The sequence below is a fragment of the Sediminicola luteus genome (assembly GCF_040566555.1).
Lineage (GTDB): Bacteria > Bacteroidota > Bacteroidia > Flavobacteriales > Flavobacteriaceae > Sediminicola.
The window spans coordinates 50,338-69,369 of record NZ_JBEWYP010000010.1 but is presented as its reverse complement, the minus strand read 5'-3'; the positions used below and the strand labels follow the sequence as shown (position 1 = coordinate 69,369).

General features: G+C 39.2%; 22 protein-coding genes. 1 reads left to right on the top strand and 21 read right to left on the bottom strand.

Translation table 11 applies throughout. The features are described from left to right. Positions 1-87 precede the first annotated feature (87 nt). The 13 genes from ABXZ32_RS14650 to ABXZ32_RS14590 form a co-directional block, all read right to left on the bottom strand. Positions 88-273 carry a hypothetical protein gene (locus ABXZ32_RS14650; protein ID WP_062053117.1) on the bottom strand — a complete coding sequence of 62 codons (186 nt, stop codon included), beginning with the start codon at positions 271-273 and terminating at the stop codon, positions 88-90. 292 nt (positions 274-565) lie between these two features. Further along, positions 566-1,771 carry an MFS transporter gene (locus ABXZ32_RS14645; RefSeq protein WP_354619435.1) on the bottom strand — a complete coding sequence of 402 codons (1,206 nt, stop codon included), beginning with the start codon at positions 1,769-1,771 and terminating at the stop codon, positions 566-568. A gap of 173 nt (positions 1,772-1,944) precedes the next feature. Then, positions 1,945-2,601 carry a Yip1 family protein gene (locus ABXZ32_RS14640; RefSeq protein WP_354619434.1) on the bottom strand — a complete coding sequence of 219 codons (657 nt, stop codon included), beginning with the start codon at positions 2,599-2,601 and terminating at the stop codon, positions 1,945-1,947. A gap of 149 nt (positions 2,602-2,750) precedes the next feature. After that, entirely contained in the window at positions 2,751-3,746 is a 996-nt protein-coding gene (locus tag ABXZ32_RS14635) for a TolB-like translocation protein (RefSeq protein WP_354619433.1), read from the bottom strand. A 34-nt stretch (positions 3,747-3,780) separates the two neighbouring features. After that, entirely contained in the window at positions 3,781-4,197 is a 417-nt protein-coding gene (locus ABXZ32_RS14630; protein ID WP_354619432.1) for an SRPBCC family protein, read from the bottom strand. A 235-nt stretch (positions 4,198-4,432) separates the two neighbouring features. Further along, positions 4,433-5,026 carry a hypothetical protein gene (locus ABXZ32_RS14625; protein WP_354619431.1) on the bottom strand — a complete coding sequence of 198 codons (594 nt, stop codon included), beginning with the start codon at positions 5,024-5,026 and terminating at the stop codon, positions 4,433-4,435. A gap of 40 nt (positions 5,027-5,066) precedes the next feature. After that, positions 5,067-5,306: a DUF1059 domain-containing protein gene (locus tag ABXZ32_RS14620; protein WP_354619430.1), complete on the bottom strand. Its 240-nt coding sequence runs from the start codon at positions 5,304-5,306 to the stop codon at positions 5,067-5,069. A 37-nt stretch (positions 5,307-5,343) separates the two neighbouring features. Continuing rightward, positions 5,344-5,859, bottom strand: a complete 516-nt coding sequence (locus tag ABXZ32_RS14615; protein WP_354619429.1) for a RidA family protein — start codon at positions 5,857-5,859, stop codon at positions 5,344-5,346. A gap of 383 nt (positions 5,860-6,242) precedes the next feature. Then, positions 6,243-7,127, bottom strand: coding sequence for a hypothetical protein (locus tag ABXZ32_RS14610; protein WP_354619428.1), 885 nt, complete (start codon positions 7,125-7,127; stop codon positions 6,243-6,245). Between the two features lie 197 nt (positions 7,128-7,324). Continuing rightward, complete coding sequence (locus ABXZ32_RS14605; RefSeq protein ID WP_354619427.1) at positions 7,325-7,945, bottom strand: hypothetical protein; 621 nt, start codon at positions 7,943-7,945, stop codon at positions 7,325-7,327. 296 nt (positions 7,946-8,241) lie between these two features. Further along, complete coding sequence (locus tag ABXZ32_RS14600; RefSeq protein WP_354619426.1) at positions 8,242-8,886, bottom strand: VTT domain-containing protein; 645 nt, start codon at positions 8,884-8,886, stop codon at positions 8,242-8,244. A gap of 81 nt (positions 8,887-8,967) precedes the next feature. Next, the gene (ggt, locus tag ABXZ32_RS14595; protein WP_354619425.1) at positions 8,968-10,680 is read right to left on the bottom strand and encodes a gamma-glutamyltransferase; all 1,713 of its coding nucleotides are present in this window, start codon (positions 10,678-10,680) and stop codon (positions 8,968-8,970) included. 249 nt (positions 10,681-10,929) lie between these two features. After that, positions 10,930-11,802 (bottom strand): AraC family transcriptional regulator, encoded by an 873-nt coding sequence (locus tag ABXZ32_RS14590; RefSeq protein ID WP_354619424.1) that lies wholly within the window; start codon positions 11,800-11,802, stop codon positions 10,930-10,932. 94 nt (positions 11,803-11,896) lie between these two features. On the opposite strand from ABXZ32_RS14590, the gene ABXZ32_RS14585 reads away from it, so the two are divergent. Next, positions 11,897-12,253, top strand: coding sequence for a DUF983 domain-containing protein (locus tag ABXZ32_RS14585; RefSeq protein WP_354619423.1), 357 nt, complete (start codon positions 11,897-11,899; stop codon positions 12,251-12,253). A 267-nt stretch (positions 12,254-12,520) separates the two neighbouring features. On the opposite strand, the gene ABXZ32_RS14580 is transcribed toward ABXZ32_RS14585, so the two are convergent. From ABXZ32_RS14580 to ABXZ32_RS14545, 8 genes are all read right to left on the bottom strand, one after another. Further along, complete coding sequence (locus ABXZ32_RS14580; protein ID WP_354619422.1) at positions 12,521-13,096, bottom strand: hypothetical protein; 576 nt, start codon at positions 13,094-13,096, stop codon at positions 12,521-12,523. A 437-nt stretch (positions 13,097-13,533) separates the two neighbouring features. After that, positions 13,534-14,748, bottom strand: a complete 1,215-nt coding sequence (locus ABXZ32_RS14575; RefSeq protein ID WP_354619421.1) for a dioxygenase family protein — start codon at positions 14,746-14,748, stop codon at positions 13,534-13,536. A 72-nt stretch (positions 14,749-14,820) separates the two neighbouring features. After that, on the bottom strand, positions 14,821-15,258 hold the full coding sequence (locus ABXZ32_RS14570) for an SRPBCC family protein (RefSeq protein ID WP_354619420.1): 438 nt from the start codon (positions 15,256-15,258) through the stop codon (positions 14,821-14,823). 5 nt (positions 15,259-15,263) lie between these two features. Continuing rightward, complete coding sequence (locus ABXZ32_RS14565) at positions 15,264-15,701, bottom strand: hypothetical protein (RefSeq protein WP_354619419.1); 438 nt, start codon at positions 15,699-15,701, stop codon at positions 15,264-15,266. A gap of 38 nt (positions 15,702-15,739) precedes the next feature. Then, the gene (locus ABXZ32_RS14560) at positions 15,740-17,371 is read right to left on the bottom strand and encodes a sensor histidine kinase (RefSeq protein ID WP_354619418.1); all 1,632 of its coding nucleotides are present in this window, start codon (positions 17,369-17,371) and stop codon (positions 15,740-15,742) included. A 212-nt stretch (positions 17,372-17,583) separates the two neighbouring features. Next, positions 17,584-17,973, bottom strand: coding sequence for a hypothetical protein (locus tag ABXZ32_RS14555; protein ID WP_354619417.1), 390 nt, complete (start codon positions 17,971-17,973; stop codon positions 17,584-17,586). A gap of 134 nt (positions 17,974-18,107) precedes the next feature. Beyond that, complete coding sequence (locus ABXZ32_RS14550) at positions 18,108-18,302, bottom strand: cold-shock protein (RefSeq protein WP_062053153.1); 195 nt, start codon at positions 18,300-18,302, stop codon at positions 18,108-18,110. 86 nt (positions 18,303-18,388) lie between these two features. After that, positions 18,389-18,829 carry a J domain-containing protein gene (locus ABXZ32_RS14545; protein WP_354619416.1) on the bottom strand — a complete coding sequence of 147 codons (441 nt, stop codon included), beginning with the start codon at positions 18,827-18,829 and terminating at the stop codon, positions 18,389-18,391. Positions 18,830-19,032: the final 203 nt, after the last annotated feature.

The window sequence follows — 19,032 nt, the reverse complement described above, 5'->3', positions numbered from 1 at the left end:
TAAATTTCTAAAAGGCTATTTAGCCATGCCAAATAGCCTTTTAATTCTTTGTAAGTTACTCCTTTATCCGTTCTGGATAGGAAGTATTTAGTTTCTTTGGTCATCTCCTGGTCTAGGCGACTTAAATACGTCTAATCCCTCTTTTCTATACTCCATCACTTGTTTTTTGATAAACTCACGGAACTCCTTATTGCTCTGATCGTCCTGTTTGGAGAATTCAGCTACTGTTTTTGTTATCCCTTTTGACTTCGTATTCAAAAAAGTTGTACTCATAAAAAATTGTTTTAATAGTTAGTTTGCAGTATAAAAATTTAATAATGAAATTTTATTAATACCATCTTAAAATCCGGAGAATAAGTTAACAATTGGCATACAGAAAATTGAGGTAACTACCTAAAAATAAGCCTATTGGTTTGTTTTCCAGAGCCTTAGACGGCTGAGATATTTAGTGTGAAGATTTCCCGGAATGGGGAGGGAACTATTGGAGAAGGGGCGAGGTAAAAAAAGTGGCGGTGCCACTGTCCAGACCTCTCGACTGCGCTCGAGGGGATAGGAGGGAATCTTGTTACCCTTTCGGCATTCGAAATTGAATCACCAGAGAGGATAGCACGGTTAGCACCCCTATGGTAAGTACGGCATACTCCACTCCAAACAAATCTGCTATGACCCCGGAAACAATGGCGCCTATGGCATAACCCAAATCTCTCCACAATCTGAAGACCCCAATGCTTTCTGCCCGTTGTTTTGGGGAAGTGGCCTCTGCAATGGCCGATAAAAATGTGGGGTATACCAGGGCTGTTCCTAACCCCAAAAGGGCCGCAATACTGGCCAATTGATAAAAACCGGTGAAATAGGGGATGAGCAAGATAGCCAAGCCCTGTAAGAGCATGCCCCAAAAGAGCATCCCTTTTTTTGAATAGTGATCTGCCATTTTCCCGGTAAAAAGTTGCCCAATACCCCAAACGGCCGGGTATATAGCGGCTATGATCCCAATGCTTTTAGAATCGTAGCTAATGGATAGGAGCAGGATAGGCAGAAGGCCCCAGATCATCCCATCATTTAAATTGTTGACCAGCCCTGCCTGGGTAATGGAGCTCAAAGTTTTGTCCTTAAAGGAGGTTTCCAAGAACACATTCTCCAAGGTGTTGGTTTCGGTCGATTTTTGTTCCTTGTCCACAAATTTTCTTGTATCCTTCACAAAGAATACCGTCAATAACAGCCCAATGATCGCTATCCCTATCCCCAAATAAAATGGGTAGGGGGTTACCCCGTACCGCTGGGCAATGATGCCTGTTAGGAAGGCTACAACGCCCACGGCAAAATAGCCCGCAAATTCATTGATGCCCATGGCCAGGCCGCGATTTTTATCGCCTACCAGATCTATCTTCATCACCACCGTACTGCTCCAGGTCAGCCCCTGGTTGATACCCAAAAGAATATTGGCAAAGATGACCCAGTTCCAGGAAGGGGCATAGATCAATAGTAGAGGAATAGGTAGGGCAATAATCCAACCTAGGACCAATAAATTCTTTCTGCCAAACCTATTGGCCAATTTGCCTGTAAAGTAATTGGTGATCGCCTTGGTGACACCAAAGGCTACAATAAAGGAAAGGATGGCTGTTTTGGAGGCAATCCCAAACTCCAACTCTGCAAATTTGGGAATTATGGTACGCTCCAAGCCTACCATACCCCCTACAAAGGCATTAACGATCACCAAAATGGTGAATTGTGGCCAGTTTTCCTTTAATCCCAGTTTTATGTTGTCTTTCACCCTAAATGCTTTTGCAGCCCCAAAGATGGCAAATAATAGTAAGATTTAAATGGAATGGGCAGCACAATCCCTGTGATGGCATATCAGCAAATCAAATTGCGCTGTTCCAGGTATTTTAAATCTTGACCAAGGGACAACTTTACTGTATACCTATGGAAAAGGGCAATTTGTTTTTAAATGAACTGAAAAAATAAAAAGTACAAGAGTGCAATAGGCACCACTATGATCAGCACAGGTAAGAAGATGTTCAATACGGCATTACCTATGGATAGTTTTTGGACTTCTGAAACGCCCACCACACATAGGACAAATGCCCAGATACCGAGTACCAATTCTAGAATCAAAGCACCATAATAAAAGATGTTGAGAAGCATTCCGGCACTGGTGGTGTCGCCATCAGATTTGAAAATTTCCAACCCATATATCCCAATTTGGGGAACCATCAATAATAAGGCAAGACTTATGGGGATAAAGGCATAGGCCAATACCCTCAAAATAGATGTCGTATTTCCCTGGCCCTTAATCCATTTGCCTGTCCAGCTCAATAAGGCCGCATAAATATAAAAGCTCAGCCAACCCAGGAGTCCTCCCAATACAATACATCCACCAATGATGACCCAAAGGGAAAGGGTGTCCCCCAGATTCTTTGTGGCAGCCCTATCGAACGCCCTGGCAATACCGGCTATAATCAAAAGTATGGCCACGTATTTATCATACTGCCGTTCATTGATATTTTGAAATACCATTCTCGGCGACGTCCATATTTTGGTAAAAATTTCTTTGTCTGATAAGACGTGAACAGAAGGGGTGTTAGTTGGTTGTTGATCCATGAGTTTGGTTGGTTGGTGTATGGAAGACCAATATAGAAAATAAATGGCAGTTTCGTAGAAGTGTTCTTTGGAGCAGTGTTTAGTAATAGGGAGTAGCAGTCGAGACCTCTCAACTCCGCACGAGGGGACAAAAAAGGTGTTGGGCGGGGCTAAGGTCTATTATTTTTGATTACAAAATTAGGGGATTGCTGAAATTGGTAGGTAGTATCGGTCAGGATGGTCATGGCCTTAGTATCCCAGTTGATGAGGGCAATATCGTAGTGCGACTCCTCATTGTCCGAAACATCGGTCACCAACCATTTCCCGTCGGGGGACCAGTCATGGTATACTTCCCAAAGTTCATTGTCCGTTAGTTTCCATTGTTTCTGTCCGTCCAGGGTAACCCCATACAAACTGTACTTGCCATTTTGGAAGCTGGCATAACTTATGAAATTTTCCGTGGGGTGCAGGTTGGGCGGTCCTGCTTTATACGCATACCATGGGGCCGAGTCATCTGTTTCGGGATAGGTGGTGAGTTGTGTTAACCCGGAGCCATCTTCATTGATCAGGTAGAGTTCCTCCTTGTATCCTTCTTCCTTCTTCAATTTTTTGGTGCCGCCCTTAAAGACGACCTGTGTTCCATTATTTACAAATATAGGGTCTGAAGCCAGGGGAAGACCGGTTTTTAGCTTTTGGAGAATTTTGCCCTTTAGATTGATAATATAAAAAACCGAATCTACAGAGGAATGGGGATTTACAATGATCTCCGTCCCATTTTTTCTAAAATCCATCCAACTGTCGGCAAGCCTTAGATCCCCCACCTTTTCTATATCCCTGCCCAAATAATCCGAGGTGTACAAATAGTAGTTACGCTTTTTAGCCTCCTTGTCCGAGATATAATATAGATTTTTTCCATAGGAGGCATACGTCCATTCCACTCCGGGAAGCTTGGTGATATTGATTTTCTGACTTCCATCCATGTTCATGGTGAACACTTCGTAATCATCTTTTTCCTCATTTACCAGTACGTTGTACGCTATGCTCATTTGGGATATGTCCAAAGGCAACTGAATAGCTTGGCCTTTATCTTTTTTTCTAGAATTACAGCCTGCAATTAGGATGGCAAATCCAATAAATAATAGTGCGTTCTTAAGATTGTTGAGCATTGGGAATAGTTATTTGCCAGTTTGTAATTTGGTCTTATGTTGTTTCGGCATAGTGCTTAAAGTTATCTAGGATTGCCTGCCAACCCTTTCTTTGCATTTCTTCGGAATGCATTTTTTCGGCATCAAAGGTCTCCGTAACTTTTGTTTTTCTGATTTCTTTCTTAAACGTAACGGTCACCTGTCTCCCGTCCGCCAAGGAATAGGCGATTTTTTTTTCTGGGATCACTTCATCATAAACCCCTTCAAAATCAAAGCTCATTTCCCCGTCTTTGGAAGCCATGGTATATTTGAATTTTCCACCGGTTACCGGGTTGTTTTCTGCAGCTGGACAGTGCCAATCGTCAGAAGCAAAGTTCCAGTTCACAATATGTGCCGGTTTGGTCCAATAGTCCCAAACTTTAGATATCTCAGCGGCTATGGTAGTTGTTACCCTAATTTTGGTTCTTTCCATCAGTGTTTGATTCTCAAAAGTTGTGCAATGATACACTATTACATCTATTGTGGTACTGTTCAAACAACGGCAGGTTAGAAAAAGTCTTCCCGCAGGCAGTTGGGAATTACTTGTATATAAGTTGATAGGATAGGAGGCTGTCCCTAATTTATGAAATTATAGAGAGTATTCGTCATGTTTTCGGAAGAAATTGATGTCATTTAAATACCTATGAATTGGTTTGACCTATTGTTGTTCAATATAAAAGTCTGTAATGTATTGGTATTCCTTTTTCCATCCATATAATTTCTATATATAAGTTTCCATTTTCATTCAGTTTGCCCAAGGTTAATTTAGGGTCAAGAGGGGAAGAACTATCTGGTAAAAATGTACGCCATTGAAAACCTTCCCAGGCGCTATTAAAAGCATTTTCCTTATCTGAAACTTTTATTTCCTTGATGATGCTGAGGTGTTGGTCATTCAAATAGGCAGAAGTTGAAGAAAGGTCAACACGGATGATGGGTGCAAAACTATCTTGAATAGGTCGAAGGCTCAAAATGGAGTCGTTATAGCTTATGGAGAATACAATAGATCCCGATTTGACGAACTTAAATTCAGGAACAATATGCTCTTGTTCCAATTCTATAATTTGCATATTTCCGTTTTCATCAGTTAGAACCTTTGTTTTGGTTTTAATGGGAACTAACTTGTTCTTCATCAATCTAAAGGAGTATTTTCCATTAACAAACTCATTGCCAATAAACTTATGGAGTTCTATTTTTATTTGCTGGGAAAAGCCATATGACATGTTCAAAAGAAAGACAAGAAGTATTAGTGATGCATGATTCATTGTTTTCCATTTATGGTTAACCTAGCTTTTAATAATTAGCTTATTCGTCCTCGGATAGGGAATTAAATTCTCTTCTTTTAGAAGCGAACCATTCTTTTAAGGCATCAGGGGTTGTCATGAGTTGTTTCATATTTTTCATGGCATTCAGATGTGCCTCATCCCCTTTTTGGAACATTTCCATCCCGTGCCTTTTGCTCATTTCCTCTATTTCCTCAAAGGTATTGGCCTTAAATTCTTTTTCACAGGCTCCTCCCAGTTGATTGCAGGTCATTGTTTTCATAATAGATTATTACCGATTCCTTTCAAGTTATAAAAAATCAATCCATTTTATGTACCTCCATCTCAATTTCTATCATAAATTCTGGAAGCGCCAGTTCTTTTACCCCGAGCCAAGATCCGGTCGGAAAATTTTTGGTATATATCGTACCCCTGTATGCGCCGTGCTCCAACAATAAGGGCATATTGGTGGTAAAAATGTTTTCCACGACCACATCATCAAAGGTGCAGCCATAATGTGTCAATATTTTTTCCAGATCGGCATAGCAATTTTTCATTTGTTGTTCAAAATCTCCCACCGCTGTCGGATTTCCATCATTATCCATGCTTACTGCTCCAGATATTTTGATGTCATTGCCAATTTTTACGGCATGCGTATAGCCATAAGCTTTTTCGGTTTCGGGACGTAGGTTGAAATATTCTCGCTGTTCTATTTTGACCGTTACTTCCTCTTCAACTTCTTTTTCTGCTTCTTTACACCCTTGGAAGGAAATACATACTACGCTAAGGATCATCATCAAGATCAGGTGATGAAAATCGAGATTCACTTTTTTCATAATATTGGTAGATTAGCTATTGCCTACTCTTTCGGTTTTCGGCTTCCCCGTTTGTTTAATAAAGACCAAGGATTTTGGAACTTTTTTAAACTTAGCCACAAGCAACCATGCGAAGGGATTCGCTGATGATTGAAGAATTTTCTAAAAGAGAGGGAATTTTAATTGATTAAATATAGCGAATATTTTCCAAACAATTTAGCTAAGCTGCTCTTTGTGAGTGTTTTATTGGTAGGGGATTTTAGTTTTAGGTAGATAGGGTAAACAACCTCTCAACTCCGTTCGAGGGGACAAAAAAAAGCAGGCTTTGCTACTGTCTGGTTGAGTCTTTCGACTCCGCTCAAGACAGGCTGCGTCGAAACCTAATTGATAAGGTAGCTATGGATTTAGGTAATAGTAAAAGCCTCATAGGTTCTGGACCATTCCGAGGTCTGTCCAGCTGGGAGGGAAATGCTGTGGAACAGTTCCGGACTAATCACATGCGTCCATCCCCATAAATTGATACTATGGGCAGGAAAACTACCCGTTTCTCGAATCCCGATCTTACTATTGCTATTTTGAAGTTCCCATTGTGCCGTAACCTTGTTGCTTCCTGATAGGTTGCTAAAAAAGAATTGCTCCTCAGGTGTTCCTAGGAATGAAAAATCGTTATTACCGACCACCACTTTCCTTTCAGGGTTCACCGTTTCCCCAAAATGGTCGGGCTGCAGGGAAAATGGGAATTTTAAATGATAATTACGACCTATCAATTCTTCGTCCACCATCAAAAAGTTGTGACTGTATTCACTTGTTTCAATGGATTTTTTACCGGTATTCCTTAATTGATAACTAATCCTAAAACCACCTTCCATTAGCGCAATCTCTTTGTGTAAGACGTACCCATAATCATTATGAAGCCTAGAAGAACAGGTAATGGATATTTTAGTATCGTTTTTGGTGACATTAAATTCGGCGGGTTGCACCTCGTAGGCCCTTTGGAAGTCATAGGTGTCCGAATCTTTTCTTAGGAGTCCCACGCCAATCTTATGAAACCAATCTCCAATTTCTGTAGTCTCAAATCCCAAAGGCTGGTCTATCCCAAATTCATTATAAAACCCTTTTCCGCAGTGTTGACTTACCTCAAGATCTGTCCTTTCAATCCCTGTAACCGATTTGTTTTGGTAGGTCACAGCAGTTATTTTTCCCGTCCAATCGAAGCGGGAGCCTTGATATTGTTCTTGTGGAAGGTCTATTTGAACCGTTATGAGCTCATTTTTTAAAATATGGGGCATTGTACGTGTTTGAGAATGCTAAAATAATGGCATTTTTTTAAAGCCGGACCTTCCCCGGTTAAGAATCTTCCTCCGCGTCACATATTAGGGAGTGGTTAATTTGCCGGTCCAAAATTTCGTTGGGATTATAGGTGTTAAAATACTTACTGGGCCCAAGGAAGCAACACCAGTATTCCATTGATAACGTCAATTGATATTTAGATGCCACAATGTTTATCGTAGAATTCCGCTATCTCTTGAGCTCCATTTTTGAGTTTAAAGTCCTTGTTTTCCAATTTTTCCATTAGTTTGGGGCAGTCCGAAAAATAGCGATAAACATTATCTTTAAAAGTATTTATAATGGGATTATAGGCTCCCAAATAGGTCATTTTTTCGTCATCGGTTTTCTTTATATAAAAGGTAGTTACAGTATATGAGGTTGTTCCAAATCCTCCCATCCCCCCTGGAGCCATTGGAATTGCTCCGCTACCGGATGTTGTATAGAGCTTGACTTTGTTCCCGTCAAATGCTTTATGGACCGGATAAAATTTACCGTCATCCATGCGCTGAAGTACTTCATAGATGTTAATATTATCCTTTTCATACTGGATTTGGATTATATCAATTTCTGAGTATGCAATTTTAATATTCTTTCCGCCACTGTAATTTTTATATTTATAGAATTTGGATTTTAATGTCCCGTTAATACCATTTACGGTTTCCCCTGACTTTAAAACCACTTTTGTCAAATTTACTTGTGCAAAACTGACGTTAGAGGTGATTATTAAAAATAATACAAAGAGAATTTGTTTGGTACAGGCTGAATTGGAATGCGTCATTTGATGTTGGTTATGTTTGGTAACTGAATTGTGATACTCTGATGATGTACGTCGTACAGTCAATCGTCACACAGTTCGGCAATATAGAAAATAATAACAACACCGTATTTACCGTTTATCAATTTTACCAATTATTCTTTGAAAGGTACCTTGATGTTTTAAACCTTTGACACGAGTTGATTGGGCAGGGTAGCAGCAATTATAAATTCGACCCCATTTTTGGCTTTTAGGGACAGTTCCAGCTTTAAGTGGTTCAGGTCGGTTTTGGTTGTTGGTTGGTGGTTTAATGGTTGGACTTATGTAGTCAATTTTTTAAATATTTTCATAATAACAGAAAAGAGCAAAGGAAGAACGGTGACTATGGCTAGGCTGACAAAAATAAGCCCATAGTTGTTTTTCACCCAAGGTATTTCCCCAACAAAGAATCCAGTCAAGAGAAACAACATGATCCATATGATAGCTCCCGACACCGTATATTTCATAAAAATAGGTCGTTCCATGCGAACGATACCGGCTAAAAATGGGATATAGGTGCGGACCATAGGAAAAAACCTTCCTATAATAATGGCACGTCCCCCATGCTTGGCATAAAATTCCTCGGCCTTTGGAACATGGGCCATAAGATAGTTTTTAATGATATAATTGTTGCTCTGCTTTAGTCCTGCACCCAACGTTAGTCCCACGTAATAGTTGATGATATTACCTGTAATTGCGGCTATAATGAGCAATACCAATAATACCCAAACGTTCATATCCGTTGAGGCGGCAACCACTCCGGCAGAAAACAACAATCCGTCTCCGGGTAAAAAAGGAAAAACGATCAGCCCCGTTTCCAGCATAATTATTAAAAAAAGGATGAAGTAGGCCTTATAAATATTTTCGGCCACTAGGGAGATGAGGGCATCATCCGTATGAAGGATGAAATCTATGAGTTGATCCATTTAATGATAAATTGCACCACGGAAAAGTACAAAATAGAGGTACTTCACAAGAAAAAGGCAGACATATTTTTTGACAACCTTTTAATAGCCTATTGCAGCCCCGTCCGGACTTGAAGAGTCAGAAGCGCCAATCATGATATTATTTTTTGCGTCTAGTTGAATTCCCATAAGGGTACCCAATGAATTTACTGGAACTAATGTGTGATTCATACCTTCTAGGGCCTTACGGGTATCTGGCGATAGTAGTGTACTTTCATATTCAATTTGATCGGGCAACCACTGGTGATGAATTTTCATAGCTTCGATCGCCTTATCTACCTGCATATCGTAGGCTAAAACATTCAGCACCGTCTGAAACACAGTATTGATAATGGTTCTTCCTCCGGGGCTTCCAATAATTAGATAGGGTTTCCCATCTTTGGCCACTATGGTAGGTGTCATGCTGGAAAGCATTCTCTTTTCGGGTTGAATAAGGTTGGGGTTTGTTCCAATTTGGCCCGAACTTGTGGTAAAACCGGGTTGTGGGTTAAAGTCGCCCATTTCATTATTGAAAATAAAGCCTAGCTTCTCGGCACCCATTCCTGATCCATAGGAATGTTCCAAGGTGTAGGTTAGGGATACAGCGTTACCCTCTTTATCCATCACAGAAAAGTGAGTGGTGCTACTTCCATCGTACATCTGCCCAAATTTGGTTGTGTCACTTATGGAGGCTTTGGTCATATCAATATTTTCGAAACGAGTTTGCGCAAATGATTTGGATGTCAGTTTATCCAAGGGTGTATCTAAATTAAAATCAGAATCCCCTAAATGTTCTGCCCTATCGGCAAAGGCTCTTCGCATAGCTTCGGCTATCAAATGCACGTATGCCGCAGAATTGAATTCTATGGAATCCAGGTTGGCCAATTCCATTAGGTTCATCATTTCTATAAGTGCCACGCCTCCTGAACTTGGTGGAGGCATGGAATAGATATCGTAACCTTTATAAGTCCCTTTGATCGGCTTCCTTTCTATGGCCGTGTAGCGCTCAAGGTCTTTTAGGGAAATAAGACCTCCATTTTCTTTCATAAAACGAACAATCTCCTTGGCAACAGCGCCTTTGTAAAAACCATCTTGACCATGATCCCGGATTTCCGTTAAGGTATTGGCCAGCTCAGGTTGTTTCCACAATTCTCCGAACTGTGTGGGTTCACCATTGGCATTTTTAAAGTAATTTTTCAGAAAAGGAACAGGGGAGTTGGTTTCAAAAAATGTGGCCGCATTAAAGAGGTCCCAGGTAAGCGGAAAACCATTTTTGGCTATATCAATGGCTGGCTGAATCAAATTTTCCCACGGTAGACTCCCATATTTTTGATGTGCCAGATACAGTCCAGCCACTGTTCCAGGTACTCCCACCGATTTAGCGCCAATGTGATTGATATTCGACTCCATTCCGTAGAGGTTCATTCCTTTTGCAAGATTCCCTGCATCATCTAGAAACATATTGGGAGATGCATTTAATGGTGCTTTTTCCCTAAAGTCAATGGTGGTAGTTGTTCCTGAAGAATTCATAAATACCAAAAAACCTCCACCTCCAATATTCCCGGCTGAAGGATGGGTGACGGCTAAGGCAAATGCCGTTGCGACAGAAGCATCAATGGCATTTCCACCCTTTTTAAGTATATCCACCCCAACTTGGGAAGCTATTTTGCTACTGGAAGCAACCATGCCGTTTCTGGCATAGACCTGACCAAACATGTAATTTCCTTGGAGGAAGACTAAAAGGAGAACTATAAAAAAGGGTGCTTTGTATTTCATAATTAGTATTTCTAAAGGGTTTGCACAAGATTTAGTTGCGAGAAAATACGCTTAATTTTTCGGATTGACAATAAGCTATTAAAGCTGTTTTACTTTATAAAGTCTGGTTTCAAACCTGAAATTTTAAAATCATCATTAAACTGCTTTAAAAGCGACTTTCCAAATACAAAACAAGCAAAAGGTAAGCCTTTGGTAGTAATTAATTTTATACGGTGTTGTGCATAGTACTTTTACATCCTCAACGTTTTATCAAAAATATTTTTTCCTAAAATCTAAAGGCGTCATGCCTGTTTTTGATTTAAAAAACTTTGAAAAATAAGCATAGTCCGAGAATTCCAAGGTGTACGCGATATTCGATAAATTGTCGTGAGAATGTACAATCAAGCGTTTTGCTTCTAGAATTATCCTTTCAGAAATTAATTGGCTTGTCGTTTTATTTATTGTTTTTTTTACTACTCTATTAAGATGTTTAGTGGTTATGTTTAATTCATAAGCATAAAATTTGGGAAATTTTTCTTTGTAGAAATGGGTGTTTATTAAGTTTTCGAGAGTTTCAAGTATGCCAGAATAATTAGAAGAATTAAGTTTTTCTAAATTGATATTAACCGTGTAAGCCCTCGTTAATTCTATATAAATGTGGTTTAGGCAATTTACTATTTTTAACTCTCTTAAAAGGTTAGCTTTTAAATATTCGATATAAGCTTCTTGAAACTTAAGATTTAATTCGTAGAGTTGTTTGGGCTCTAATTCTAATACAGGAGGATTTTGATACGAATAAAAAAAAGGAAATGAATTGAGTTTATGTTCTAAAAACTTTAGTTCATAAAATTCTTGTGAATGAAAAATGATAAATCCTTCAGGTTGTGTCTCAAATTTCCAAAAATGTGTTTGACCTGGTTTTAAAAAGAATACTTTGCCAGGGTTTATCCTATATGAATTAAAATCGATTTCGTGTGTACCTGTGCCTTCGGTAAAGAGTACACATAAATAGAAATTATGACTATGAGGATTGTTGATTAAATTCTTGTTGAGCTGAATGTGATTTGAAAAAGAATTTATGTATACATCATTGAGAGGTGTAGATTCTTTAAATTGACTAATATTTAAAACTGGTATTTTCATAGTAAATGTCCTAAAAGTACAAAAAACAGCGTCCATTCTATAGGAACTAAAGTGTTTTATGGTCTTAATTTTGCAGTTTAATAAATACTACGTTATGAGTAAAATTATTGATGCTTTGAATTGTCAGTGTCCGAATTGCAAAAAAGGAAAGATTTTTAAAAATAAAGGAAATATCTTACTGTTGAACATTCCTAAAATGAACGATAGATGTCTTGAATGTAATTATAAATTTGAGAGAGAAACTGGCTTCTTTTTTGGTGCTATGTTTGTGAGTTATGCACTCGCTGCGGCACAAATGATAGCAAGTCTAGTGGTGTTTTGGTATTTTATTGATTTATCACCTTTAAGGGTTTTCGCTATTATTGCTATTATAGCATTTCTGTTAAGTACTATCAATTTCAAATTGTCAAGGTCTATTTGGATTTATTTGTTTTATAAGGATAAGATTTGAAGTCAGCTTTTGTATTATGCAAAACGTTGGTATAAAGTCACTATGTCAATCTTTAGGTGATTGATAATCAGAAAGCAAGACAGACCATATGACCTCATTTTCTTGGGCAGAAATCTATGATTTTGTACGAAGTTATTAACAGTAACGAAAGAGAATTTTAAGGTGCTTTAGACCTCTTTCTTACACTCCATATGACCTTAAGAAGTGGATTAAAGGAACCATTTTAATGCTGAGAACAGACAAAACCTAAAACTCTAAGGACAGCAATTATTGATTCAAAGGAAAGGAAAGCCCTACGGCCAATGCTCCCGAGAACTGGTCTACCGATGGGTGGTAGTAATATGTAAATGCAAAATCAATATTATGATCACGCCCCAAGGCCAAACCAGTACTTATTGGTAAATGCATCAAGAGTCCTTTCTTTTTAATATTTGTATTTGGGGTATAGGTTTCAAATGATCCTAAAGATACACCAAGGCCAGTTTCGATGTAAGGAGCAACCCAGGGAATGGGGGCAGCAAGTCTGATTTTTCCTCCCAATAAAAAGGCGTTCGAAGTAACTTTGTATTGGGAAAGGTCCTCTTGGGTGCTGTTCTTATCGGGTGACGTAAAAATTAATCCAGCATAAGGTTTAACACCGAACCATTTGGTCATTGCAAACACATATTCTCCTAGTGCATAGAAACCAGAACCGTATATATCTACTTCCTCATAGGGGGCACTTACCCCAAGGCCTATGGAAGCATTTATAAATTCTCCTTTTTTTGGTTGGGCCATGACTATGTGGGTAGTAAGAAGTGCCATAAAGGAAATGACAAAAAGCTGACGAAGGGTGGTGGACATATAGGGTATGATTGATAACTTTTGGTAAGACTAAGGTTCAATTATAAAAGGGTTAATTTCCGCAGGGACAATCTATTGTACCGTCTTCCAGAACGTCACAGTCACATTCGTAGGTACAAGACGTTAAGATGAGCAAAAGGCTAAGGAAAGCGAAGGTTTTTTTCAATGTGTAGGTTGATTAAGTTTGATATTCTCCAAGGAAAGAAATAACAGACTATTTTATTCGTCTGATTCCTATCCAATTTCCAAAACGAAGATAGAGAATATTACCTCACAATTTTAGATATAATTCTACAGGCGTGCGAAAAAGTTATGAACATTGGAACGTATCTTTTGGGTGTCATAAACCTCTTGGCCCAGCACATGGGAACGCCAGAGTTTCGTAGAGTTTTTGGTGGAAGTGATCTGTCGACATCACTCGCAGTGACACTAAGGAATCAGTCGTGCTCAGGAACGGGAAGGCCAAAATATTCATTGGTAGTTGCGTCCAGGGTTTCTGATACCTTTAAGAAATTCTCTGCTGTGGGTTTGAGGTCCACATATTTATCTATAATAGTGCGGTATTTGTATACAATGAATGTGTTTTCCACCTGAGGATCCAATTTGTTGAGGTGTATCTCACTGCTCTTATCAGAAAAGGAAGGAACAAACGTCAGTGCCAAATGTTCCAAGTTCAGTTCCTTGCCCACCTCTTCCAGTTCCTTCATTCTTTTTTCTTTGGAATAACCGTTTTCGTTTCCATAGACAAAATAGGCTTTTAGGTATTTGCTTCTATTACGGCTTTCCTGTTCCAAATATGTCAACCATTTTTTAATATCCTGCCAATCGGGATTGTTGCCCACAAAATAAACAATCCCGTGGTAACGGCCGTACTTGCAAACGGGACAGGTTTTGGAGCCTTTATCGGGACCCCAGGCATGGAATGTCGTAAAAGAAGGTTGGTCTTCCCCAATTTCCAGTCCGGATTTGTTTTCCGAAGCTGGTTTTTCAGGATAGTTAGGGATATTCAACCCCAAGACAATATTGCTTTCTGCAATCTGCAGGTCATCGGAAATCATGACCCTTAGTTTGCCACTACCACCCCTATTTTCTGGTGGATTCTTTTTCCAGGCAGGGAGCAGCAAAGGATCATCATCAAATACAAACTCGTCTATATAATATTCATCGGGGATATTGGGCTCCTTGATGGCCGTATGGATATGGGCGGGCATTACATCCTTAGGGTAGGGGGCGGGCCTAATTGTATATATGGAATAATGTCCCTTCTCGTTTGTCTTTACCCAGCCCCTTAAATGCCCATGTCTTCTCGCTTTTGGGTCCATCCCCTCAACAGGGGAGTAGTATCCATCTGCATCGGTTTGCCAGTAATAGATGATTACGTCAGGGGCTGGAATCTTCCCACCAAGCTTATAAACGGTACCTGTAATAAGTAATTTTTGACCCTTTCCTGTCCATCCGGCACTGGTATCAACCGCAGCGATATTTTTGGGCATCCCAACGTACATGAGCTCGCAGCCATCGCAACCTCCGCCTACAATTCCCTGGCTTTGGGATGGGAGGGGAGTCTGGGTATTACTTTTGGGTTGCCCATTGCAACTGCAAAGGGTGGCCAGGAAAATAAGGAGGAAATAAAATGAAGCCGATTTTTTCATAGATGGAAGTTTTGGTTCATTGTACTGTAACTAAATGAGAAAACATACCCTCTAATTTACGGAATTTGAATATTATGCCTGCCCTTCTGCAAAATTTTTAAAGGCTTTAAGGTATTTCATGGATTGCTTTTTAAAGGCCCATGGCATCAGAAAAGCGAAATACTTCATCATGCCCTTGAATTCAAATTCCTGTTCAGTAATGTACTTGGTTTTGGTATCCGAGATTTTCTCGAACTTGTTTTTTACAATATTGAAGACGCCGTCTGCCTCATATGTGCCACTAAATTCCTGTGGTAATTTGCGTACAGTGACCGTCTCTATCATCTCTATATCGCGCTTGCCCATTTTATAAACTAACTTGGATCTTGCCCCTACCTGTCCCGGAGTGCCGCTCAGATGTTCAAAACTCTGAAGGCCTTCCATCCATTTCTTTAAATTGTCCGGATTATCAAAAAGTTCAATGACCTTGTCAATAGGCCTATCAATGTCTATGGAAACGGTATATTTCATGAGTTCTATAGGGTTATGTTACTTCTTTTTCTTTGAAGGCCCAATGCCAATTTCCCTCCAAACCAGGCCATGGGAATATAGGCACCCACCAGATCCGTGACAATAAACCATGAGGGGGCTGGCAGTAGAAAGCTATTGATGATACCGCCCAACATAAAGGCCGCACCAATCCCAAAGGCATACCTCATTTTATAGGAGGCTGCAATTAGTGCCGCTAACAGGGCACCAGCAAATGTCCCCAGCGCATGGGCCAGAAAAGGGAAAATAAAATTTTTGGCCTCAAAGAGGTGCATGGAGGCCTTAAGTCCTTCCATGGTAGAGACATCGGCGCCTTCGGGGGGTGGAATAACATCGCCCCCTGACATAATGAGCCCCATGTTCACGACACTACCAATAACCAGCCCTAACAGGACTGCTAATACATTTCTGATGGCTTTTTTCATAAGAAGAAGATTTTGGTTTATTGGTTGGTACTTTTATGTTATGAGGGTAGCACCACTATAAAGGTAGTACCTTTGCCGGGAATACTCGTAAATTCTATACTGCCTTTTAATAGTTCTACGTACTGAAATACGATATTGAGGCCAAGCCCTGTACCTGCAATATGGGTAGAATTACTCCCTCTAAAGTATTTACTGAAAATCTTCTTTTGGTCCACTAAGGGAATTCCTATTCCTGAATCCACAATAGACAGGACCATATTAGGTCCTTGAAGCTGTGTTTTGATTTGAATATCACCATCGGAATATTTAATGGCATTCGATATCAGGTTTATAAAAATACCGCCGTATAGGTTTACATCAATATTGGTGTCGGTAGATCCTTGATGGGTATAGTTTAAATTTTGCCCCTTTTTGGTTATGACACTAATTTTCGTCATCAGGGCGGTCGTAAGCTTCTTAATATTAGTGGCTATTTTTTGGGTATTAACCTTACCACCCTCTATTTTTCCAATGGTGAGAAGGTCATCCAAGATCTGCACCAGATTTATCACAGAAGATCGTATCTTATCTAATTGTAGCTGTATATGGTCCAGTTTTCCCTTATGTATATATTTCTCTATAAGTGTGGCAGAAAGGCTGATGATGGTCAATGGGGTACGGAATTCATGGGAGGTAATAGAGACAAAATTAGATTTTAGATCACTGATCTTCTTTTCCCTTTCCAAGGAATGCATTAGTTCCGAAGTGCGTTCCTCGACCTTTTCTTCCAAGGATAAATTCAAGTTCTGTAGTTTGTCTTCTGCAATTTTTAAGGTAGAAATATCTTGTATGGTCCCTTTCAAACTGTACATCTCACCGGTTTTTTTAAAATCAGGCTGACAGATGATGATAACCGTTTTATTTGTACCATTTTGGAGATTTAGCTTTACGTTCAATTGAAATGGTACTCCCTCCTGTGTTGCTTTTGAAAGGGCTTTATCAAGTTCCACCCAATCTTTGGGAGACATCATTTTTTTAATGTTCCTAAAAGTAGGATTCTTTTCATCGGAATCCTGGCCAAAAATACGGTACATCTCGTTGGACCATTGAAAGCGTTTGGTTTTGGGTTCATATTCCCAACTTCCAATCATGGATATGCGTTGGGCTTCTTGTAATTTTTTTTCGATCTCTTTTGCATTTTTATTCACCTCCAAGAGTTTATCAAAGGCTTTTTGTTGCTCCGTAATATCCTGTACAGTCCCTATCATACGGACTAGGTTGCCCTCGGAATCCTTAAAACAGCTACCTCGGGAAATAACGGAAATAACCGAGTTGTCTTTTTTAACAATTCTATTTTCCAAATAGTATGATGTCTTATTATTAACCGCCTCCTCCAGAGCCTTAACATAAAATTTTTTGTCTTTTTCATGGACGTGATGGAGTGCGAGATCATAGGAAGGGACTGCTTCATTAGGTTCTAGCCCCAACAATTTAAACATCATATCCGACCACTCTACGGTGTTGGTGCCAAGATCCCAATTCCAACTTCCAATATTGGAAAGTTCTTGGGTATGGTTCAACATATGTTGGTAGTAGCCAACTTGCAAATGGTGTGACTCCGCAGTGACTAGTTGGGCTTCCAGCTCCTTTATCCTATGCTCTAACGAACCAATGTTTGGTTTTATATCCATTTATATCTCTACAATTAATTATAGGGGTATTGATGTTATTCGCGTTGCTTCCATTTGCTGTGAATTGTGGATTGAACGGGATTTTTTTATAGGGGAGGTATTTAAAGATATAAAATAATCTCTATATATGCCTAAAAGCGAGTATTTTCGCTATACATAGATAGGATTCACCCAGAAGATTTAAGTGGTGATTCCATAGTCAATTGCTGTATTTATGAAATGGTGCCGTAGATAATAAATATTCCAAAGAGAAGGGAAAGGGGAGATATGAATCGGATAACCGTTGGGTTTAAAAGCGATGCACATTTTAATGCGTATTGATGGTGCAACCTTCTGGGAACAAAATATAGTACCAGGGAAGTGGCCAACATAAACCATCCCAAGACAAGGAATATCATTGGGTATGTGGAAAAATCGGCATAAAGGACCAAAGCGGCTGCTGGTACCATCCGAAGGGATATTTCCATATAATTGATAAAGGGGGTGCTGCCGGCTTTTCTAATAGTTGCCCTGGCCTTGGTAGGGTATAAAAGCATCAGGAAGGCTACTCCAATTAGGAATATTCCAAATAAAATAAGGACCCATTTAGAAAGAAGCACCATAGTCTATTGCTTAGGTTACTTCAATATAGTCAAAAATGGATCAAGCTTAAACCGGAAAAGCTCACAGTAGCTCATTTTTGGGCATAAAAAAAGCCTATCAATCGATAGGCCTTATTTCTAGAAAAGAAATGAAGTTAGTCGATAACTTTTACGTTAACCGCGTTCAATCCTTTTTTTCCTTGCTCCAATTCAAATTCAACTTCGTCACCCTCACGGATTTCGTCGATCAAACCTGATACGTGTACAAAATGTTCTTTGTTAGATCCTTCTTCAGTTATGAAGCCAAATCCTTTTGCATCGTTGAAAAATTTTACTGTTCCTGTACTCATTATAAAAATTAATTAATTACTAAATAGTTGACAAAGATCGTATTAATAAATTAGATTTCTCTGATTTAAATCATATGATTTTGTTTTTATGCGCTTTTTTTCGATTTTCTATACAAATATGAGTTGAAAATGTTCCTCTTGGCAAAACGCATTTGCTTATCAGAATTGATCATCTTCACATAAATATTCTTGGTCACCCCAAAAAATTCGTAGGTATTGCCGTCCAAAAAGGTGATTTCCATTAACAAGCCTTTATGCGTAAAATCCGCAATGCCAGATTCATTGGTGGTTATCTTGTACTCATCCAAATTGGCTTCCTTGGTTTCTGGCGCAATGCTCACCAAAAAATGGTATCCATCTATGATTTTTTGACTCTTTACCTGAGCCTCTTCAAAAAGGGCATCTTCTTTCTGGAATTTATCCGGATGCCACTCTTTTACTAAATTTCTATAGGTTGTTTTAAGTTGTTTTAGGTCTATATCCTTTTCAACGTTGAACAATTTCTTGTATTCATTAATACGCTTCATGCATTTTCCTTTTATATATCCCAAACAGACCTCTATAAATAATTGGTTATGAGTGGAATACCGACAATTTTTTTTTAAACTGGGCGCAAAGCTAATCCTAATTATTGATCTGACCTATTGCTATTGGAAGATTTATTTTTTGGGGATAATTATTATCTTGAAAAGGTACTTTTTGGAGGATCAATTTGCGTTTTTTTGAAGGG